Below are 21,011 nucleotides of genomic sequence, written 5' to 3' on the forward strand. Positions count from 1 at the left end.
GCTCGGCTGCGCCCGGCCCATGCCTCGAAGCTAGGCCTCGCCCACGCGCTCGAGCAGGCCATGCAGCGTCTCGAGCTCGGCGGCCGACAGCTCGGCGAACGAGCGCGCCGTGACCTCGGCCGTCACCGCCATGCCCGCCTCGAGCACCCGCCTGCCCGCATCCGTCAAGCGGTGCTCGACCCTGCGCCCCACGCCGGGCGCGCGCTCGACCAGGCCCTGGGCGACGAGGCGCGCGGCGAGCGTGCCGAACGACTGGTCGCTCTGGAACGTCGCGACGGCGAGCGCATGAGCGGACGCGCCCGGCGCCTCGTCGATGGCGCGCAGCGCGTCCCACTGCACGAGCGTCGTGCCGATCGCGGCGAGCGCACGATCGGCGGCGCGGTGGTTGCGGTACTGCGCGCGCTTGAGCAGGCGGCCGGTGGTCTGCGGGGTCGCGGTCATGTTCCGAGCGTATCAGCTTGTGTATATAAACATGTTGATATAGCGTCGTCGCCATGACCACGACCTCACGTCCCACAGTCCTCGTCCTGCACGGCGGTGGCGGCCCCGCCACCGTCGCGCCGATCGCGGCCCACTTCGCCGACTCGGCGCAGGTGCTCGCACCCACCATCCCCGGCTGGAACGGCACGCCGCGCCCCGACCACCTGGACAGCGCGCGTGCGCTTGCCGCCCACTTCCTGAGTGAGCTGGCGGAGGCCTCACTGCGCGACGTCGTCGTGGTCGGCAACTCGCTCGGCGGCTGGATCGCGGCCGAGATGTCCCTTGCCGACACCGAGGGGCGCGTCGGCGGCATCGCGCTGATCGATGTGGTCGGCATCGAGGTGCCGGGCCAGCCCATCCGCGACCTCGGGGGTCTCGCTCCGCAGCAGATCGCGCAGTTCAGCTTCCACGACCCGTCGAAGCTGGTCGTGCCGCCGCCCACGCCCGAGGGCCTCGCGATCGTGCGCGGCAACCAGGCGGCGCTCATGGCGGTCGCGGGCGACCCCTATATGCACGACCCCTCGCTGCTCGGCAGGCTCGGCGGCATCACCGTTCCGGCGCTCGTCGTCTGGGGCGACTCCGACGGCGTCGTGACGCCGGAGTACGGCCGGGCGTACGCCGCCGCGATTCCGGGCGCGCGCTTCGAGCTGATCGACGCGGCCGGCCACCTGCCCCAGCTCGAGCAGCCGGCGGCGCTGTTCCGCGTGCTCGACGATTTCCTGGCCGCGCGCTGACGCGGTCGTCGACGAGCTGAGCCTCAGAGGCCGAGCTCGCGGCGGACGCGGCTCGCGGCACCGACCGCGACCGCGTCCTTCCCCAACGTGCTGCGCGCGATGCGGATCGGCAGCCCGCTCACCGGCGGCTCGTCGGCGAGGTACTCGGCGATCGCTGGCTCGAGCAAGTCCCACGCCTGCGAGACCCCGCCACCGATCACCACCGTCGTGACATCCACGAGCGCCGAGACGACCGAGATCGCCTGGCCGACCGCGCGCCCCGCGGTGCGGAAGACCCCCGCGGCATCCGCCTCGCCCGCGGCGGCGCGCTGCGCGATCTCGGCCGTCCGCAGCTCGGCCCCGCCGGCCTCGCGATAGCGCAGCTCGAGCTGCCGCCCGGCGGCCACCGTCTCAAGGTGGCCGTGCCGGCCGCAGCTGCACAGCGCATCGCCGAAGCCGGGCATGTGCCCGATCTCGCCGGCCGCCCCGTGCGGGCCGTCGAACAGCCGACCGCCGAGCCAGAGCGCCCCGCCGACCCCGGTGCCGAGCATGATCGCGACGGCATCCGCCTCGCCCCGGATCGCGCCGGCGGCGATCTCGCCCGTCAGGAAGGCGTTCACGTCGTTCTCGAGGAACGCCGGCACGCCGAGCCGCGCGCTGATCGCCGCCGTCACCCGGAAGCCCGCCCAGTCGACGAAGGTGTCGCTCGCGACGAGGATCTGGCCCGCATCGGCATCCACGACGCCGGCGGCCCCGACCCCGACACCGGCGACGACCGCGCCCTGCGCCGCCGCGAGCTCGCCGATCAGCCCGACCGCCGCATCGATCATGGCGTCGCCGCCGCGCGGGGTGGCCACCGTCGCCCGAGCGACGATGTCGAGCTCGGTCGTGCACAGCACGACCTGAATGGCTGTTCCCCCGATGTCGACCCCCGCGATCAGCCGGCCGGCCGCGGCCGTCACGCGGCTCCCCCTGCCGCGGCCAGCCGCCTGCCGCGCTGCACAACGGGGTCGGGCACGGGCACGGCGGCGAGCAGTCGTCGCGTGTACTCCGTCTCGGGGTGCGAGAGCGTGACGGCGGTCGGGCCGGTCTCGACGACCGCGCCTGCACGCATGACGACGACCCGCTGGGCGAACTCCTGCACGACCGCGAGGTCGTGCGAGACGAAGATGCACGCGAAGCCGAGCTCTCGCTGCAGCTCGGTGATCACGTCGAGCACCGTGCGCTGCACGCTGACGTCGAGCGCGCTGGTCGGCTCGTCGGCCACCAGCAGGCGCGGGCTCAGCACCAGCGCGCGAGCCAGGCTGACGCGCTGGCGCTGGCCGCCCGACAGCTCACGCGGCGCGCGGTCCATGAAGGCCGCAGGCAGGCGCACGGCCTCGAGCGCCTCGGCCACGCGGCGCCTGCGCTCGGCGCGGCCGAGACCGCGAGCGTGCACCAGCAGAGGCTCGGCGATGCACTCGGCGACGCTGAGCCGGGCATCGAGGGAGGCGACGGGGTCCTGCAGAACGACGCCGATACCGGCCCGCAGCTGCCGCAGTCGGCGACCCCGGGCGCGGCGCAGCTCCTCGCCGAACACGCGCACCGAGCCGCTGTCGGGCTCGATCAGACCGAGCACGGCCCGCGCGATCGTCGACTTCCCGCTGCCGGATTCCCCGACGAGGCCCACAGTCTCGCCCGCGGCGACATCGAGGCTGACGTCGCGCAGGGCGTGCACGGCGCGTACGCCGCGGCCGAAGCTGACGCTGACCCCGGAGGCCTCCACGTACCGTTCCCTCGCGGGCGCCGCGGGCGCGGCAGGCCCCGCCGCCCCTGCCGCCCCCGCCGCGGCCGGCCGCTCGGCGACGCTCAGCCGCGGCACCGCAGACAGCAGCGCCCGCGTGTACTCGTGCTGCGGACGCAGCAGCACCTCGTCGACGGGCCCCTCTTCGACCAGCCGGCCGTCGGTCATCACCGCGACGCGATCGGCGAAGTCGGCGACGACGCCCATGTTGTGCGTCACGAGCAGCACGCCCATGTCGTTCTCGGCGGCGAGGCGGCGCAGCAGGTCGAGGATCTCGGCCTGCACCGTGACGTCGAGCGCCGTGGTCGGCTCGTCGGCGATGAGCAGCTTGGGCCGGTTGGCGATCGCCATCGCGATCACCACGCGCTGCCGCTGGCCGCCCGAGAGCTGGAACGGGAACGACCGCACGCGGGATGCCGGTTCGGGCAGCCCGACGTGGCCGAGAAGCTCGACGGCGCGCGCCTGCGCCTCGGCTGCGCTGACGTCGTCGTGGTTGCGGATCACCTCGGCGATCTGATCGCCCACGCGCATCAGCGGGTCGAGGGCGGTCGCCGGCTCCTGGAAGACCATCGACGCGAGCTTGCCGCGCACGCGCTGCAGCTCGCGCTCGCCGGCCCCGACGACGGCGATGTCGCCGATCGCGATCGATCCGCTCACGCGGGCAGTGCCGCCGAGCAGGCCGAGCGCCGCGAGCGCGACCGTGCTCTTGCCCGAGCCCGACTCGCCGACGAGGGCGAGCGCCTCGCCCGCCGCGAGCTCGAAGCTGACACCGCGGACGGCGGGCACCTCGCCGCTGTCGGTGCGGAACGAGACGGTCAGCTCGTCGATGCGCAGAATCGCGCCGGCATCCGCCCGCATCATCGCCCCCTCACCGCGAACGCGTCGCGCAGTCCGTCGCCGATCGCGTTGAACGCGCACACCACGAGAATGATCGCGACGCCCGGCGGAACGATCAGCCACCACCTGCCGGCGTACGCGGCATCGAGTCCTTGGCTGAGCATGCCGCCCCAGTCGGTCTGCGGCGCCTGCACGCCGAGCCCCAGATAGCTCACGTAGGCGACGAGCAGGATCGCGTCGGCGATCTGGAACGTCGCCGAGACGACGATGGTGCTGATGCTGTTCGGCAGGATGTGCCGGCCGATTGCGCGGGTGTGGCCCCCGCCGAAGGCGCGCAGGGTCAGCACGTAGTCGCGGTTCTTGAGGGTCAGGGTCTCGGCCCTGATCAGACGCGAGGGCACGAGCCACGACACGAGCCCCAGGATCACGATGAGGCCGAGCACGTGCGGCGTCGAGATCGCCGAGATGACAAGCAGGATGAACAGCGCGGGGATCGCGATGCCGGCGTCGACGACGCGCATCATGACGGTCTCGACCCAGCCGCCGAGGTAGCCCGCGGTCGAGCCCCAGACCATGCCGATGACGATGGCCAGCAGGCCCGCCGCGATGCCGACCATGAGCGACACCGTGCCGCCGTACATAAGGCGGCCGAGCTGGTCGTGGCCGACCGCGTCTGTGCCGAGCGGATGCCCCGCGCTCGGCGCGAGGTTGATGGCGTGCAGATCCGTGCGGGTCTGGTCGGTGTGATAGACGAGCGGGCCGACGAAGCAGAACAGCACGAAGAAGATCACGACGGCGAGGCCGATGACGGCGAGCCGGTTGCGGCGGAAGCGCCGCCAGGCGAGCGAGCCGCCGGTGGGGCCCGCGGCGACGGCGAGTTCCGGCGTCGACTGGAGGAGGGTGGACATCGGGGCTCCTAGGAACGGGTCGTTTTCACGCGCGGGTCGATGATCGCCTGCAGCACATCGGCGAGCAGGGTGCCGCACACGGTCGCGACGGCGATGACGAGGACGCAGCCGAGCAGCACGGGGAAGTCGGAGCTCTGCGCCGCGTTCCAGAACAGCAGGCCCATGCCGGGGTAGTTGAAGAGCTGCTCGACGACGAGCGAGCCGCCGAACAGCACGGGCACGTAGTAGCCGAGCATCGCGACGACCGGCGTGAGCGAGTTGCGGAACACGTGCCGGGTGAGGATGCTGCGCATCGACGAGCCGCCGGCGCGTGCGGTGCGCACGAAGTCCTCGTCGAGGTTCTCGAGGGTGGCCGAGCGCATGAAGCGGCTGAAGACCGCCACCATGGCGGCGGCGCCCGTGACGATCGGCAGGACGAGGCCGGCAGGGTCGCTGAACACCTGCGCCAGGGTGTCCCCGCTCGGCGCCTGCGACGGCAGCACCGGAATGACCTGGGTCAGCAGCGCGATCAGGATCAGGCCGAAGAAGAACACGGGCGTCGAATAGAGCACGAGGCTCACCGTGGTGAGCACGTAGTCGGAGGGCCGGTTGCGGCGGCGCGCCTGCCACATGCCGACGGGGATCGCGACGACCAGGGCGAGCACCGCCTGGGCGAGGGTCAGCACCAGCGTCTTCGGCAGCCGCTGGACGATGAGCTGCGAGACCGGCGCGTTCAGCGTGAACGACTCGCCGAGGTCGCCCCGCAGCAGCTGGCCGAGGTAGAGGACGTACTGAACGGGAAGCGGGCGATCGAGACCCTGCTCGCTGTTGAACTGGGCGATCTGCTGGGCGGTGGCGTGCACGCCGAGGACGCCCCGGGCGGGGCCGCCCGGAAGCGAGTGCAGCAGGCAGAACACCACGATGGTGACGATGAAGACCACGACGACCGCTTGAAGCAGTCGCCGCAGGATGAAGAGCGTTGTGGCCATCCGCAGCTTTCGGTGGATCGGTGAGTCGGTGGTGCGACGGGTCGGCGCGACCGGTCAGAACCGGGGGCACCGCGCGGGCGCCCCCGGTCCGACAGGGGGTGCTACTTCCAGGCCCAGCGCGCCGGGTGGAAGTTCGCCATCGGGTCCTGCGGGGCGGTCAGGCCCTTCTTGATCACCGAGATCTGATAGTCCGGCTCGGGCAGCCAGATGACAGGCAGCTGCTTCGCGAGAAGCGCGCTGTAGTCCTGGATCGCGCTCGAGTCGTTCGACTGCGTGGTCGCGGTGATCAGCTTGTCGGCCTGCGCGTCGCTGTAGTTCCCGAAGTTCGCGCCGCCACCGGTCTGGAACAGCGAGTCACCGGTCGGGTAGGCCGCGAAGTACCAGCTTCCGGCGGTGCCGAAGTACGACAGCTGCCACTTGCAGATCGCCTCGCTCGGCGTGCACTGCGGCGTCTGCGAGAGCACGGTGTTGACGGGCGCCTGCTTGATCGTGAATCCGATGCCGCTGTCCTTGAACGACGACTGCAGCGCGCTCAGCTCGTTGTCGGTGACCTGCGAGCCGGACTGGGCGAGCACCTCCATGGTGAACTTGGTGCCCGCCGCGACGCCCTCGCCGCATTGGCTGTCGCCGCTGCCGGCGTCCTCGCAGACCATGATGCCGTCAGAGCCGGCCTTCCAGCCGTGGGCGGTGAGCAGCTTCTTCGCGGCGCTGTTCGAGAACGGGTACGGGTTCTTCTTCTGCTCGGGCGAGAGGAAGTCGGACGACGTCGACTGCGGGATCGGCCCGTAGCCGGCCGTTGCGGTGCCGTTGAAGATCGCCTTCACGAGGCTGTCCTGGTCGACGGACTTCTGGATCGCCTGCCGCGCGTAGAGCTGCTTGAACACCGGCCCCATGGTCGGGTTGTTGAAGTTGTAGGGGAAGTACGTGATCGCCCAGCCTGTCCACGGCTCGACCTCGTAGCCCTTGGCCGTGAACGACTGCTTCTGGTCGAGCGAGGTCGGCTGGATGTAGCCGTAGTCGACCTGGCCGCTGCGCACGGCGTTCTCCTCCGCATCGGCGGAGGTGAACGGCAGCAGGTTGACGGTCGTGATCTTCGCCTTCTCGCCGCCGTCGTACTTCTTGTTGGCGGTCAGGGTGACGTTCCCCGCGGTCGTGAACTTCGTGACCGTGTACGGGCCGTCGACGACCTTCCAGAGCGGGTTGCTCGCGTAGCTGCTGATGTCGCCCGCGGCCTTGTTCAGGTAGTTCCAGACCTGCACGGCACCGCTCGGCGTGAGGTCGTTGTCGCCGACCGGGCCGCTCGCGCTGGTCTTGTCCCAGGCGTGCTGCGGCAGCGGCGTGATCAGGCTGAGCTCGTTCGCCAGCATCCAGTCGGTGTTGTATGCCTTGTCGAAGGCGATCGTGAAGTGCGTGTCGTCGGTGACGGTGAGCTTCGTCCAGTTGTCGGGGGCCTGGCCCTCGTTGTAGTTGCCCCAGTTCTTCTTGTTGGCGGTCACCAGGTTGTACCAGAACTGCACGTCGCGCGAGGTGACGGGCTTGCCGTCGCTCCAGTGCCGGTCACCGAGCGTGATGGTCGCCTCGGTGCCCGCGGAGTTGAACTTCACGTCGCTCGCGATGCTCGCGTCCTTGTGCCACCCGACGGTGCCGGTCGAGCCGTCGTAGGCGACGAGCGGCTCCCACAGCGACGCGGCGATCGAGCCGTTGTTGGTGTTGAGCTTGCCAGGGGCGCCGACTGGCAGGATCCAGTTGGGCGTGAAGTTGGCGGGCAGCGCGTAGTCGATCGAGTCCTTGCTTGAACTCGAGCTCGAGCCGGTGTTCGACGAGCCGCCGGAGGAACAGCCGGCGAGCATGACGGCAGCCGCGGCCATCGCGGCGACCGCGATGCCTGCGCGGCGAACCGCAGAGCGTGGGTGAGACATCTTTCTCCTTCAGGGGGTGCGGCCGCCGGGGGCCGCCAGTCGGGGACGGAGCCGTGCCGTGTCCCTAAGTAAAGGGCAAGTGAACGAAGAAAGTAACGTCGCGCTGTAAAAACTTGATTACGCCAGTTCTGGCGAAACTTCAGGGGAAACCGGGCGGCGCTAGTCTGCATGCACGCCCCACTTCTCACAGAGCTGGAATTACTTCACACATGGCAGAAATAACGCGAGCCCGATCGGATGCCGGTCACGAGACCCTCGCGAGCCGCGCGCTCTCGCTCATCGCCAGCGGCCAGGCCGAGACGCGCACCGAGCTCGGGCAGCTGCTCGGCGCCCCGGCCAGCAGCGTCTCGCTCGCGGTGCAGCAGCTCATCTCGCGGGGTCTTGTGGCTGAGGAGGGGCTGCAGTCGTCGACCGGCGGCCGGCCGCGCAAGATCCTGCGCATCGGCCACAGCGACGAGTTCGCGGTGGCGGCCGACCTCGGCGGCCGCCACGCGCGCGTCGGCGTTGTGCGCGGCGGCGGTGCGCGCGAGAGCGTGCGCACCGTGCCCTTCGATCTGAGCGCCGGCCCCGACGAGTGCCTCGACACGCTCGTGAGCGAGTTCGAGCAGCTCATCGGCCAGTCCTCGGGCAAGCTCGCCGCCGCGGGGCTCTCGCTTCCCGGGCCCGTCGACCCCGAGCACGGCTGGGTCGACAGCCCCTCGCGCATGCCCGGCTGGCACCGCTACCCGATCCGCGAGCGACTAGCCGAGCGTCTCGGGGTCATCACGTCGGTCGGCAACGATGCGAACATGATGGCGCTCGGCGAGGACGCCGCGCACCACGGCGAGCGCCGCTTCTCCATCACCGTCAAGGCCGGGACGGCCATCGGCGCCGGCATCGTGGCCGACGGCCGACTGCACTTCGGGGCTACCGGCGCCGCGGGCGACATCACCCACGTGCGGGTGCTCGCCGCCGGCGACATCCCGTGCGCATGCGGCAACTTCGGCTGCCTCGAGACCGTCGCCTCGGGCTTCGCGCTGCAGCGCATCCTGCGCGAGCGCGGCAGGCAGGTCGAGACCACCGAGGACGTGGTCGCCCTGGTCGAGGCGGGCGACCCGATCGCGAACCAGGCCGCCCGACAGGCCGGCGGCTACCTCGGCGAGGTGCTCAGCGCCAACGTCAACTTCTTCAACCCCGATTCCGTGTTCCTCGGCGGCATCCTCTCGACCCTCGAGCCGTTCGTCGCGGCGGTGCGCAGCCAGCTCTACGACAGCTGCCACCCGCTGCTCACCCGCGACCTGCGCATCGAGACGCTGAGCCTCGGCGCCGATGCCGGCCTGGTCGGCGCGGGCCTCGAGGCCCTGCAGCGCTCCCTGGCCGCCACCCTCGATTCGATCCCCCGGGCGACGCCCCGGGCCACCCGGAAGGACTCCCTTGTCTGACGCCACCCGTCTGCCCCGCATCGCCATCGCCGGCCTCGGCATCGAGTCGAGCACCTTCTCGCCGGCGCGCACCGAGGCACCCGCCTTCCACCCCATGCGCGGCGGCGAGATCCTCGACCGCTACGCCGCCTTCCTCGGCGAGGGCACCGAGCTGCGCGGCGCGGCCGAATGGCATCCGGCGCTCGTCGGGAAGTCGCTGCCCGGCGGCGCCGCGACGGCAGAGGCGTTCCAGACTCTCTCCGACGAGATCATCGAGCGGCTCGCGGCGATGCCCGAGCTCGACGGGCTCTGGTACGACATCCACGGGGCGATGACCGTCGAGGGGCTCGACGACGCAGAGGCGGTGCTGCTCGCCCGCATTCGCGAGACCGTCGGCCCCGACGTGCTGATCTCGACGACCATGGACCTGCACGGCAACGTCAGCCGCGAGCTCGCGCACCTGAGCGACCTGATCACCTGCTATCGCATGGCGCCGCACGAGGACCACCTCGAGACCAAGGAGCGCGGGGTGCGCAACCTCGTCGAGCGCCTCGCGTCGGGGAAGGGCCGACCGCTCAAGGCGTGGGTGCCGATCCCCGTGCTGCTGCCGGGCGAGAAGACCTCGACCCGTATCGAGCCCGCCAAGGGCGTCTACGCGCAGGTGCACGACGCCGCCGCGCAGCCGGGCGTGCTCGACGCGGCGATCTGGGTCGGCTACGCCTGGGCCGACGAGCCGCGCAACCGCGCCGTCACCGTGGTCACCGGCGACGACGAAGCGGCGGTCACCGCGCAGGCCGAGCGGCTCGCCCGCGCCTTCTGGCAGGCCGGCCCCGACTTCGACTTCGTCGCGCCCGTCGGCACGCTGGATGAGACCGTCGCCGCCGCGCTCGCCTCGGCGAAGCATCCGTTCTTCATCAGCGACAGCGGCGACAACCCGACAGCGGGCGGTGCGGGCGACGTGACCTGGACGCTCGCGCGCCTGCTCGAGAACCGCGAGATCACGGATGCCGGGCGCACGGTGATCTACGCGTCGATCCCCGGCCCCGCGGCGGTCGAGACCGCCGTCGCCGCGGGCGTCGGCGCCACGGTGACGGTCACGGCCGGTGCCGCCGTCGATGACGTGCACGAGGGGCCCGTCACCTTCACGGGCGTGGTGCACAGCATCCGCCACGGCGATCGCGACGCCGAGATCGAGGTCGTGATCCGCGTCGGCGGCCTGCACGTGATCGTCACGAAGCTGCGGAAGCCCTACCACCACGAGCACGACTTCACCGACCTCGACCTCGCCCCGCGCGCGGCCGACATCGTCTTCGTGAAGATCGGCTACCTCGAGCCCGAGCTCTATGAGATGGCCGCCGATTGGATGATGGCGCTCACCCCGGGCGGCGTCGACCAGGACCTCGTGCGGCTCGGGCATCACCGCATCCGTCGGCCGATGCTGCCGTTCGACGCGCCCGACTTCGAGCCCGATCTGCATGCCCGGCTCATTCCGGCGTCGAACCTGCCGCTGACCGGAGCCGACGAGTGACCGTCGCGCTCGAGATCGCCGTCGCGTCGGCGGCCGGCGCGCGGGCGGCCCTCGAGAACGGCGCCGACCGCGTCGAGCTCTCGGCCGCGCTCGAGACCGGCGGCATCACGCCGTCGCAGGGCCTCGTCGAGGCGGTGCTCGAAACCGGCGGCGAGACGCACGTGCTCGTGCGCAGCCGGCCCGGCGACTTCGTCTACGACGCCGATGAGCTCGCGCTGATGCGCCGCGAGGCCCACGCGGTGGTCGCGGCGGGTGCCGCGGGCGTCGTCATCGGGGCGCTGACCGCGGGCGGCGCGCTCGACCTCGACGCGATCGCAGCGATGGCGGATGCCGCACGGGCGGTGCGCCCCGACGTGGCGGTCACGATCCACCGCGCGATCGACGCGAGCGCGGACCCCGTGCGCGAGGCGGGCCGGCTGGCCGCGTCGCCGCTTGCGCCGATGCGGGTTCTCACCTCGGGCGGCCGCCCGTCGGCGCCGGAGGGCGCGGGGGTCATCGCCGCCATGGTCGCCGCGGCCGGCGGCATCCAGATCATGTCAGGCGGCGGCGTCTCGGCCGCGACGATCCCCATGCTCGTCGGCGCAGGCGTCTCGGCCGTGCACCTGTCGGCCAAGCGGCGGCAGCACGACCACTGGGTGACCGACGGCGGTCTCGTCGCCGCGGCGCGCGCGGCGCTCGACGGGGCGTAGCCGCGGAGGACACCGCGTAAACCGCGCACACGGGGCGACATTAGATGTTGCGACCGCGCGCCGGCGCACCACCCGACGACAGTAGATGCCGCTCCGGCCGCGGAAACCGGCATCTACTGTCGCCGCACCAAGTTCAGGGGCAGGCGAAACGACATCTAGTGTCGCCGCGCGAAGTTCAGGGCAGGCGAAACGACCTCTACTGTCGCCGCACGAAGTTCAGGGCGCGCGAAGCGCCCGGCCTCGGCCTCTGGCTCAGTAGCGCTGCCACTCGGGCTTGTTGGCCCAGGTGTAGCGGTAGTAGTCCGCGTTGTGCAGGCGCGAGGCCGCGCCCTCATCGATCACGACCGTCGCATGCTCATGCAGTTGCAGCACCGACGCCGGGCACGACGCGGACACCGGCCCCTCCACCGCGGCGGCGATCGCCTCGGCCTTCGCCTCCCCCTGCGCCACCAGCACCAGACGCCGCGCCCGCAGGATCGTCCCCAGCCCCTGGGTCACACAATGCGTCGGCACCGCCTCCGGGGAATCGAAGAACCGCGCATTGTCCGCCCGCGTCTTCGGCGTCAGCGTCTTGATCCGCGTGCGCGAGGCCAGCGACGACGTCGGCTCGTTGAACCCGATGTGCCCGTTCGCCCCGATGCCGAGGATCTGCACGTCGATCCCCCCGGCCGCATCGATCGCCGCCTCATACGCCGCGCACGCCGCCGGCACGTCCTGCGCCAACCCGTCAGGCACCGACACCAGCTCGGGGTCCATCCCCAGCGGCTTCGTCACCGTGCGGTCGATGACCGCGTGATAGCTCTCGGGGTGCGCATAGTCCAGCCCCACATACTCATCCAGCGCGAACCCCCGCATGCGCGAGAAATCCAGCTCGCCAGCAGCCGCCCGACGCGCGAGCTCGTCATAGATCGCAAGCGGCGACGACCCCGTCGCCAGGCCCAGTGCACCATCGGGCTTGCGCGCCACCACATCAGCGATCACGGATGCCGCAACCCGACCCACCTCCGCCGAATCCGGCAGGATCACGATCTCCATCTGGTTCTCCACTCGTTCTCTCAGGCGGCGGCCGGGCAGACCGCCGTCGCGCCGCGCTCAGTCGGCGATGTTGGCGGTGACGGCCTCCATGTAGGCCTGTCGTTCCTCGCGCGTGCTCGGCCGGCCCGCGACACCCGGGCGGCGCTGCCATGGGCGCGGCCCCTCCGCGGCCCGGTACTCGACGCCAAGGGCGTCGAGGCGGCCGAGGTGATGGCCGAGTCGCACCAGGAAGTCCTCAACATCCTTCGGCCCCGGCGTCCAGAGCGCCTCGGCGAGCGCGGCCAGCCGCGGGAACGCGAAGTAGTCGACCGTGCGGGGCGAGTCCATGTGCTCCGTCCAGACGTTCGCCTGGCCGCCGAGCACGTGCTTCTGCTCATCGGGCGTGAGCTCTGGCAGCACCGGGTCGAAGGCGTACACGTCCTCGACGGTGAGCACGATCGCGACCGGGATCGGCTCGTCCGGGGAATCCGACTGCCGGTAGTCGAGGTAGGCCTGGTCGTCGGGGCACAGCACGACGTCGTGACCGCGGCGGGCCGCGGTGACCGCGCCCCGCGTGCCCCGCCACGAGGCGATGGTGGCATCGGGGGCGAGCTCGCCTTCGAGGACCTCGTCCCAGCCGAAGAGACGGCGACCACGCGCGCTGATGTGCGCATCGAGGCGCCGGATGAACCAGGTCTGCAGCTCCTCGCCGCTCGCGAGCCCGCGCTCGGCCATCAGCTCGCGGGTGCGCGGGTCGGATTCCCACAGCTCCTTCGGGCACTCGTCGCCGCCCACGCCGACGAAGCGGCTGGGGAAGATCTCCATGAGCTCGTCGAAGACGTCGAGGTAGAACCGCACCGTCGACTCCTCCATGTTGAGCACGTTCGCGTTGATGCCCCAGCGGGTGAACACCTCGAGCTGCTCCCCCGTGACGCCGAGCTCGGGGTACGCCGCGATGGCCGCCTGCGAGTGCCCCGGCACGTCGATCTCGGGGACGACGTCGATGTGCCGCGCGGCGGCATAGGCGACGATCTCGCGGAGGTCGTCCTGCGTGTAGAACCCGCCGTGCGGGCGCCCGTCGAAGGTGGCGTCGGGCCCGGCGCCGAGCTGCGACTCGCGGCGCCACGACCCGATCTCGGTGAGCCGCGGGTAGCGGGCGATCTCGACGCGCCAGCCCTGATCGTCGGTGAGGTGCAGGTGCAGGACGTTGAGACGGTGCACCGCGAGCAGGTCGACGAAGCGCAGCACCTCGCGCTTCGGCAGGAAGTGCCGGGCGACGTCGAGCATTGCGCCGCGCCAGCCGAAGCGCGGGGCATCCGCGATCTCGACGGCCGGCAGTGACCAGTCGACGCCCGGAACGGGCGCGCTGCGATAGATCGCCGGGGGCAGCAGCTGCAGCACGGTCTGCGCGGCGCAGAACGCGCCGGCCGCGTCCCCCGCGGCGATGCGGATGCCTGCGGCCGAGACCGTCAGCCGGTACGCCTCTGCGCCGAGCTCAGGAGCGAGGGCGAGCACGATGCCCGCACCGGCTTCGGCCGGCCCCTCGCGCAGCGGCAGCGCCGTCGCGGCGCGCAGCGCCGTCTGCAGCCACTGTGCCTCGCCGCGCAGCGCCTCGGGCCCGGCGATCGTCGAGGCGGCGTCGAGGCGGTAGCCCGGCGCGTCGAGCTCGCGCAGCTCGGCGGGGCGCGGAAGGAGGTGGACCGTCATGCGCCGATCGCCTCGCTCTCGGCGACACCGGCGAGCGCCGCCCCGATCGCGGCGACGGGCTGACCGGGCGGCACGAGGCGCACCCGCGACGGCAGTTCGAGTGAGCCGAGGAACTGCGAGCCGCGCGCGAGCTCGTCGAGGCTCGCGCACACGCGGTCGAGCAGCCGCGCGCCGATGTTGCTGACGCCGCCGCCGATGACGACCGTCTCGACATCGGCGGTGAGCACGAGGATGCGCACGGCCGCGGCGGCTCCGCCGACGAGCTCGTCGCGCAGCGCGACGGCACGCTCGTCGCCCGCGTCGGCCGCGTCGAACACCTCGAGCACGGGCAGCTCGGCCTCGCCGCCCCACTTGCGCGCGACCCAGCCGCCGCCCGCCAGCGTCTCGAGGCACCCGATCTGACCGCAGGCGCACCGCTCGCCGGCCGGGTCGATCGGAATGTGACCGATCTCGCCCGCCGTGCCGCGCGCGCCACGCCACACCGAACCGTCGTTCACGAATCCGGCCGCGACACCGGTACCGAGGTTGAGGTAGGCCATCGAGCCGGCGAGTCCGAGCAGGTGGAAGGCCCCGAGCGAGGCCGCGTTGACGTCGTTCTCGACGCGCACGGGCACCCCGAGATGCTCGGAGAGGATCGGCCCGAGCGCCAGCTCGCCGAGGCCGAGGTTCACGGCGTGCCGCACGACGCCGGCGGTGGCGTCGACGATGCCGGGAATGCCGATGCCGACCGAGGTGAGGGCCGCCACGCTCACTTCCGCCGCCTCGGCCGCCTGCAGCGCGGCGGACAGCGCGTTGCGCACGACGGCATCCGGCCCGAAGCCGGTGGCGACCCGCACACGGGCGAGCACCGCGGCGTCGTCGCCGAGTGCGACCGCGTCGATCTTCGTGCCGCCGATGTCGAGGCCGAGCCTCATGCGCCGGCCCCGAGCAGCTGCAGCAGCGCCTCGCCGGCGAGGCGAGAGGCACCGAAGGTCGCGATGTCGGCATAGGCCCGGTCGTCGCTCGGCCAGCCCATGTCGACGACGAGAACGGATGCCCCGCCCGCCGCCCGGGCCCGGTCGATGTAGTCGCGCGCGTACGGCCGCCGATGCAGGTCCTTCCCGACGATCAGCAGCGCGCCACCCACCGAGGCTGGCCCCTCCTCCGGCGCGGACACCGTCGCGTCGGCGTGCGCCCCCGCCGCGAAGACGCCCCACGGGGCGACGCCGACGGCGATGTTGTTCACGCTCTCGATGCGCACGATTCCATAGTGCCCGCCCGCGGCCGCGATCCAGGCGCGGGCGTGCGCCGACACGTCGAATCCGCTTGCGATCTGCTCGAGGTCGAAGACGGGCTCGGTGACGGGGGATGCCGGCGCCGCAGCGCTCGCGGCGCGGGAGCGGAGCCGCTCGGCCAGCGCGCGCGTGCGGCTCGCGGCCTCCCGCACCCGCTCGGCCGGGAGCTCGCCCGACGCGACGGCGCTCCCCAGCGCGGCCACGATCCCCTCCAGCTGCGCGGCCGAGTTGTCGGTGCCGATGCACAGCAGATCGACGCCCGCCGCGAGTGCGCGCACGGCGGCGCCGGCGATGCCGAGCTCACCCGAGGCGCCCTTCATGTCGAGCGCGTCCGAGACGATGACGCCCTGGAAGCCGAGCTCGCCGCGCAGCAGCCCCTGCAGCACGGGGGCGCTCATGGTGGCCGGCCGGTCGCCGTCGAGCTGGGGCAGCAGGATGTGCGAGGTCATGATCAGCTCGGTGCCCGCCTCGACGGCGGCACGGAACGGCACGAGCTCGCGCCCGCGCAGCTCGTCGAGGGTGCGGTCGACGACCGGCAGCGCGAGGTGCGAGTCCTGTGCCGTGTCGCCGTGGCCAGGGAAGTGCTTGGCGGCCGCGCCGACGCCCGTGCCCTGGACTGCGGCGACCCAGGCGGCGGTGTGGTCTGCGACGAGGGCGGGCTCCGTTCCGAAGGAGCGCACACCGATCACAGGGTTGTCGGGGTTCGAGTTGATGTCCGCGTCGGGCGCGAAGGTCACGTTCACGCCGACCTCGCGCAGCTGCCACCCGACGGCGCGGGCGGTGCGCTCGGTCAGCGCGAGCTCGCCGATGCGGCCGAGCAGCGCGTTGCCGGGGAACGGCGCGCCCCGGTCGTAGTAGAGCCGGGTCACGTCGCCGCCCTCTTCGTCGATCGCGATGATCGCGTCGGGGTTCGCATCGAGGATCGCCGCGGTGAGCCGGCGGGTCTGCTCGCGGCTCGCGATGTTCGCGCCGAAGAGGCAGACACCGCCGAGCCCTTGCCTCAGCAGGGCGTCGAGCCACGCGGGCAGCTCGGTGCCGATGAAGCCCGGCAGGAGCGTGCCGAGGAGGTCTGAGCGCGTGGGCGGGGCCATGTTTGTTAGTAAAGCTTACGAATCGAATGTGCCGCAACATGGGGGCGATACCGCTCGGAAGAAGTGCAACATGACCGAAACACGGGCGATATTCGGCCGTGACACGTCATCGCTTGACTTTCGTTTGTAAGGCAGGTGTACTAACAAAACCGCCCAGCGACGACGCCGACGGAAGGAGAACGGACATGTCCCAGCTCGACCAGAGCCATGCCGCGCGGCCCGCGCTCCGCCCCCGCCAGCTCGCCGAGAAGGCACTGCCCGAGCACAACCGGCGGCACAACCGGGCCCTCGTGCTGCAGCACCTCTTCTACAGCGGCGCGCTCAGCCGCGCCGACCTCGCCCGCACCTCGGGCCTCACTCGCGTGACCGTCGGCGATCTCGTCGCCGAGCTGCAGAGCGAAGGCATCGTCCACGAACTCGGGCAGCGCCAGGGCACCCGGCCCGGCAAGCCGGCCACCCTCGTCGAGATCGACGCAGACGCCTTCCACATCGCCGCCATCGACCTCTCCCCCGGCGACGCGTTCGCCGGCGTCGTCACGAATCTGCGCGGCGAGGTGCTGCACCGCCTCACCCAGCCGCTCGCGGGCGCGACCGGCGAGGCCGCCATCGAGAAGGTGCTCATCCTCGTCGCAGGGCTGATCGGCGCCGCCGGCTCGCGGCTGCTGGGCATCGGCGTCGGCACCCCGGGCATCGTCGACGGCGAGGGCATCGTGCGGCAGGCGCCCAATCTCGGCTGGTACGACCTCGACCTCGGCGCACGCATCCGCCGCGCCTTCGACTATCCCGTGCACGTCGCCAACGACGCCAACGCGGCAGCGCTCGGCGTCCGCACGGTCTTCCCCGCCCGCGGCGAGGGCGGCGAGGGCGACGGGGCCACCGCCCTCGACACCGCCGAGAGCCTGCTCGTCGTGCGCGTCGAGCACGGCGTCGGCGCGGGTCTCGTGATCGGCGGCGAGCTGGTCCAGGGCGAGCAGTTCGCCGCCGGCGAGATCGGCCACGTCGTCATCGACGAGGACGGCGAGGAATGCGTCTGCGGCCGCCGCGGGTGCCTCGAGGTGATCATCGCCGCGCCGCACCTGAAGCGCCGCCTGGCCGCCGCAGGCGACGAGGGGCACGAGCAGGTACTGACGGATGCCGGGCGCGCACTCGGCCTCGCACTGAGCCCCGTCATCAGCATCCTCAATCTCAACCTGGTCGTCCTCTCCGGGCCCGCCGAGCTCATCGGCGGCCGGCTCATCGACACCGCCCGGCAGACGATCCAGGCGCGCACCATGTCCGCCGTCAGCAACGGCCTTGACCTGCGCACCGCGACAGGCGACGAGGACCTCGTTCTGCTCGGCGCGGCCGTGCTCGTCCTGCAGGGCGAGCTCGGCGTCTCATAAAGCTCGACCACTGACCGCACCACCACCCCTGCAATCACCTCACTCACAAGGAGCACACATGCGTAAGTCACGCATCACGGCGATCGGTGCCATCGGCATCGCCGCCGCCGTCGCCCTGACCGCCTGCTCGTCGGGCGGCACCGGATCGGGCGGCTCGAAATCGTCCTCAGGCGCCGCCTTCTCGACCGACGGCAAGGGCAAGACCCTCACGGTCTGGTCGATGAACGGCGACCTGCCCGACAACGTGCTGAAGGCGATCAACGACGAGTTCACGAAAGAGACCGGAGCCAAGGTCAAGGTGCAGACCCAGCAGTGGGACGGCATCGTGACCAAGGTCACCACGGCGCTCTCGAGCAACAACGTGCCCGACGTGATCGACGTGGGCAACACGCAGATCACCGGCTACGCGGCGACGGGCGGCCTGCTCGACATCACCGCTCAGAAGGAGAAGCTCGCCCAGGGCCAGACCTGGCTGGGCGGCCTCGTCGACCCGGCGACGGTCGACGGCAAGCTCTACGGGGTCCCCGAGCTCGCCGGCGCGCGCACCGTGATCTACAACAAGAAGATCTGGGCGGCAGCGGGCATCACCACCGAGCCGACCAGCTACGAGGAGTTCACGGCCGACCTCGACAAGATCAAGGCGCAGCACGCCTCCGACCCGAACTTCGCCGCCTTCTACCTGCCCGGCCAGTACTGGTACGACGGCCTGCAGTGGGTGTGGGACGCGGGCGGCAAGATCGTCTCGGGCACGGAGGGCTCGTGGAAGGGCGAGCTGTCGAGCGACGCGTCGCTGCAGGGCCTGAACGACTTCAAGGCCTTCCAGAACGCGTACTCGACGAAGGCGTCGCAGACCCTCAACACCGACAAGCCCGACCAGGACCAGAACTTCGCCGACGGTCACGCCGCGACGATCCAGGGGAACGGGTGGGAGACCGGCGTCATCCTCGGTGACAACAAGAAGCTGACGGACGCCGACCTCGGCACCTTCGCCTTCCCCGGGAAGTCCGGCAAGACGCAGCCCGTCGACCTGGGCGGCTCCGACTGGGCCATCCCCGCGAAGTCGAAGAACCAGGGTCTCGCGCTGACCTGGACGAAGATCGCCGCATCGCCCGACATCCAGAAGCTGGTCGCCGCCGCGGGCATCATCCCGATCAGCACCGAGGCCGTCGACGCGGCGTCCGCCAGCCTGACCCCGCTGCAGCTCGGCTCGTTCACCGCCGCGAAGAACTCGACCGCCACGCCGTCGGCCGTGAACTGGTCGACGGTCGAGAGCGACAAGACGATGGAGACCCTGTTCTCGTCGATCGCCTCGGGCTCGAAGTCGGTCGAGGACGCCGCGAAGGCCGCCGACACCGCCATCGAATCCGACCTCAACAAGTAAGCGGAACCCAGTGAGCGGTCCCGCTGTCGCGAACACCGCCGGGGAGGCGACTCCCCGGCGGGTTCGCCCCGCCGCCCCGGGCCTGCGGCGCACGGCATCCCCCGGTCTTCACGTGCCCGCGATCCTCTTGACGCCCGCCGGGCTCGTGATCGCGGCGCTCACCCTGGTGCCGATCGGCTACCTGGTCTTCACGTCGTTCACCGACTACGACAAGCGCACGCTGTTCACGGGCGCCTACAACGTCGTCGGGTTCCAGCAGTACGCCGACGTGCTGTCGTCGGCGGACTTCTGGGCGGCGCTCGTGCGCACGGTGCTGTTCACCGGCGCCATGGTCGCCGGCAGCGTCGTGATCGGCATGGGCGTCTCGCAGCTGATGCTGCGCCTCGGCTCGGTCGTGCGCTACCTCGTGACGATCGTGCTGATCGTGGCGTGGGCGATGCCGAACGTCGCGACCTCGAAGGTGTGGGTGTGGCTGTTCCAGCCGGGCTACGGCGTGATCCCGTGGCTCATCACCAAGCTGCACGTCTTCGGCGACGTCACCCAGAAGGACTTCACCAACAGCTTCTGGGGTGCGCTCGTCATCATCTGGCTGCTCGTCGTGTGGCAGGCGGTGCCGTTCATCGCCCTCACGCTGTACGCCGCGCAGACCCAGATCGACCAGTCCATGATCGAGGCGGCCCGCATCGACGGCGCGAGCGAGTGGCGCGTCTACCTCAGCATCACGCTGCCGTTCCTGCGCCCGACGCTCGGCCTCATGACGATCCTCTCGATCATCTGGGACTTCAACGTGATCAACCAGATCATCCTGGTCGCCGGCGTGCAGGTGCTGCGCCCCATCGCGACGCTCGGCGTGTGGTCGTATCTGACCGCCTTCGCGAGCTCCGACGTGGGAACCGGCGCCGCCATCGCGGTGATCACCATGATCCTGCTGCTCGGCATCACGTCGATCTACATCCGCAACCTGCTGAAGAGCGGCGAGGAGTTCTGATGGCCACCACCACCCCCGTCGCCGGCGCGGGCACCGGCATCCGTCGTCGCCGCCGGCGCATCAACTGGGGCGCGAACATCGTCGCGATCGCCTTCGCGATCGTGTGGATCTTCCCCGTGTACTGGATGCTCAACACGGCGTTCAAGCCACGCGACGAGGTCATGACGCAGACCCCGCACTTCTGGCCGAGCCGCCTCGACGCCGCGAACTTCGTCTCGGCGCTCGCGCAGTCGTCGTTCCTGCAGGACCTGCGCAACAGCCTGATCGTGGTGCTCGCGACGCTCGTCATCGCGATCCTGCTCGGCATGTTCGCATCGGCCGCGCTCACGCGGTTCCGGTTCCGGGGCCGCAAGGCGATCCTCGTCGTCATCCTCGCGGTGCAGATGCTGCCCGCGACGGCTCTGCTGATCCCGCAGTTCCTGGTGTTCAACAGGCTGTCGCTCACGGGCACCTACATCGGGCTGATCCTGGCGTACGTCGCCTCGGTGCTGCCGTTCTCGATCTGGGTGATGCGCGGATTCTTCCTCGCGATCCCTGTCGAGCTCGAGGAGGCCGCGGCGATCGACGGCGCGGGGTCGTGGCGCATCCTCTTCGCGGTGCTCTTCCCGCTCGTCACGCCCGGCATCATCGCGTCGAGCATCTTCGCCTTCATCTCGGCGTGGAACGACTACCTGACCGCGTACGTCTTCATGTCGGATTCCTCGATGTACACGCTGCCGCTGTGGCTCGCCTCGTTCACGACGCCGAACGGCGGCACCGACTACGGCGCCCAGATGGCGGCATCCGTCGTCTTCTCGCTGCCGGTCGTGGTGTTCTTCCTCATCATCCAGCGCAACCTGGTCTCCGGCATCTCGGCCGGGGCGGTGAAGGGGTAGGCGCACCGGCCGTTCCACGGCGAAGGGCCCGAGCGGGGAATCCGCTCGGGCCCTTTTCGCGCGTGCCGCGTGCC

General features: G+C 71.2%; 18 protein-coding genes. 8 read left to right on the forward strand and 10 right to left on the reverse strand.

Annotated features, from left to right (window positions below; translation table 11 throughout):
- Positions 1-30: 30 nt before the first annotated feature.
- Positions 31-441 carry a MarR family winged helix-turn-helix transcriptional regulator gene (locus ABD716_RS09540; protein WP_344776232.1) on the reverse strand — a complete coding sequence of 137 codons (411 nt, stop codon included), beginning with the start codon at positions 439-441 and terminating at the stop codon, positions 31-33.
- Between the two features lie 53 nt (positions 442-494).
- Here ABD716_RS09540 and ABD716_RS09545 point away from each other — a divergent pair, with 53 nt between their 5' ends.
- Positions 495-1,214: an alpha/beta fold hydrolase gene (locus ABD716_RS09545; protein WP_344776234.1), complete on the forward strand. Its 720-nt coding sequence runs from the start codon at positions 495-497 to the stop codon at positions 1,212-1,214.
- A 23-nt stretch (positions 1,215-1,237) separates the two neighbouring features.
- Here the strand turns inward: ABD716_RS09545 and ABD716_RS09550 are convergent, their stop codons facing one another.
- From ABD716_RS09550 to ABD716_RS09570, 5 genes are all read right to left on the reverse strand, one after another.
- The gene (locus tag ABD716_RS09550; RefSeq protein ID WP_344776236.1) at positions 1,238-2,155 is read right to left on the reverse strand and encodes an ROK family protein; all 918 of its coding nucleotides are present in this window, start codon (positions 2,153-2,155) and stop codon (positions 1,238-1,240) included.
- A complete protein-coding gene (locus ABD716_RS09555) occupies positions 2,152-3,834 on the reverse strand; it encodes a dipeptide ABC transporter ATP-binding protein (protein ID WP_344776238.1) in 1,683 nt (560 codons plus the stop codon). Before ABD716_RS09555 ends, ABD716_RS09550 begins: the two co-directional genes overlap by 4 nt.
- Positions 3,834-4,721: an ABC transporter permease gene (locus ABD716_RS09560; protein ID WP_344776240.1), complete on the reverse strand. Its 888-nt coding sequence runs from the start codon at positions 4,719-4,721 to the stop codon at positions 3,834-3,836. The genes ABD716_RS09555 and ABD716_RS09560 overlap by 1 nt, the downstream gene beginning before the upstream one ends.
- An 8-nt stretch (positions 4,722-4,729) precedes the next feature.
- Positions 4,730-5,689, reverse strand: coding sequence for an ABC transporter permease (locus ABD716_RS09565; protein ID WP_344776242.1), 960 nt, complete (start codon positions 5,687-5,689; stop codon positions 4,730-4,732).
- Positions 5,690-5,790: 101 nt separating this feature from the next.
- Complete coding sequence (locus ABD716_RS09570) at positions 5,791-7,608, reverse strand: peptide ABC transporter substrate-binding protein (protein ID WP_344776244.1); 1,818 nt, start codon at positions 7,606-7,608, stop codon at positions 5,791-5,793.
- Between the two features lie 209 nt (positions 7,609-7,817).
- Between ABD716_RS09570 and ABD716_RS09575 the strand changes: the two genes are divergently transcribed.
- Genes ABD716_RS09575 through ABD716_RS09585 form a run of 3 tightly spaced genes read left to right on the forward strand, consistent with a single transcriptional unit; the run spans position 7,818 to position 11,225 of the window.
- Positions 7,818-9,029 (forward strand): ROK family transcriptional regulator, encoded by a 1,212-nt coding sequence (locus ABD716_RS09575; protein ID WP_344776246.1) that lies wholly within the window; start codon positions 7,818-7,820, stop codon positions 9,027-9,029.
- Positions 9,022-10,536 carry a M81 family metallopeptidase gene (locus ABD716_RS09580; protein WP_344776248.1) on the forward strand — a complete coding sequence of 505 codons (1,515 nt, stop codon included), beginning with the start codon at positions 9,022-9,024 and terminating at the stop codon, positions 10,534-10,536. The genes ABD716_RS09575 and ABD716_RS09580 overlap by 8 nt, the downstream gene beginning before the upstream one ends.
- Positions 10,533-11,225 carry a copper homeostasis protein CutC gene (locus tag ABD716_RS09585; RefSeq protein WP_344776250.1) on the forward strand — a complete coding sequence of 231 codons (693 nt, stop codon included), beginning with the start codon at positions 10,533-10,535 and terminating at the stop codon, positions 11,223-11,225. Before ABD716_RS09580 ends, ABD716_RS09585 begins: the two co-directional genes overlap by 4 nt.
- A 252-nt stretch (positions 11,226-11,477) precedes the next feature.
- Here ABD716_RS09585 and nagB read toward each other — a convergent pair whose 3' ends face one another.
- The 4 genes from nagB to ABD716_RS09605 are packed head-to-tail and all read right to left on the reverse strand — an operon-like array spanning position 11,478 to position 16,311.
- A complete protein-coding gene (gene nagB, locus ABD716_RS09590) occupies positions 11,478-12,260 on the reverse strand; it encodes a glucosamine-6-phosphate deaminase (RefSeq protein ID WP_344776252.1) in 783 nt (260 codons plus the stop codon).
- Positions 12,261-12,317: 57 nt separating this feature from the next.
- Entirely contained in the window at positions 12,318-13,946 is a 1,629-nt protein-coding gene (locus ABD716_RS09595; RefSeq protein ID WP_344776254.1) for a beta-N-acetylhexosaminidase, read from the reverse strand.
- Positions 13,943-14,860 carry an ROK family protein gene (locus ABD716_RS09600; protein ID WP_344776256.1) on the reverse strand — a complete coding sequence of 306 codons (918 nt, stop codon included), beginning with the start codon at positions 14,858-14,860 and terminating at the stop codon, positions 13,943-13,945. Before ABD716_RS09600 ends, ABD716_RS09595 begins: the two co-directional genes overlap by 4 nt.
- Positions 14,857-16,311, reverse strand: coding sequence for a glycoside hydrolase family 3 protein (locus tag ABD716_RS09605; RefSeq protein ID WP_344776258.1), 1,455 nt, complete (start codon positions 16,309-16,311; stop codon positions 14,857-14,859). Before ABD716_RS09605 ends, ABD716_RS09600 begins: the two co-directional genes overlap by 4 nt.
- Before the next feature lie 185 nt (positions 16,312-16,496).
- Between ABD716_RS09605 and ABD716_RS09610 the strand changes: the two genes are divergently transcribed.
- Genes ABD716_RS09610 through ABD716_RS09625 form a run of 4 tightly spaced genes read left to right on the forward strand, consistent with a single transcriptional unit; the run spans position 16,497 to position 20,937 of the window.
- Entirely contained in the window at positions 16,497-17,693 is a 1,197-nt protein-coding gene (locus ABD716_RS09610) for an ROK family transcriptional regulator (RefSeq protein ID WP_344776260.1), read from the forward strand.
- 58 nt (positions 17,694-17,751) lie between these two features.
- Entirely contained in the window at positions 17,752-19,074 is a 1,323-nt protein-coding gene (locus tag ABD716_RS09615; RefSeq protein ID WP_344776262.1) for an extracellular solute-binding protein, read from the forward strand.
- 10 nt (positions 19,075-19,084) lie between these two features.
- Positions 19,085-20,062, forward strand: coding sequence for a carbohydrate ABC transporter permease (locus ABD716_RS09620; protein ID WP_344776265.1), 978 nt, complete (start codon positions 19,085-19,087; stop codon positions 20,060-20,062).
- Positions 20,062-20,937: a carbohydrate ABC transporter permease gene (locus ABD716_RS09625; RefSeq protein ID WP_344776267.1), complete on the forward strand. Its 876-nt coding sequence runs from the start codon at positions 20,062-20,064 to the stop codon at positions 20,935-20,937. Before ABD716_RS09620 ends, ABD716_RS09625 begins: the two co-directional genes overlap by 1 nt.
- The last annotated feature ends 74 nt before the right edge of the window (positions 20,938-21,011 follow it).

The sequence above is a fragment of the Gryllotalpicola kribbensis genome, from assembly GCF_039538245.1.
GTDB lineage: Bacteria > Actinomycetota > Actinomycetes > Actinomycetales > Microbacteriaceae > Gryllotalpicola > Gryllotalpicola kribbensis.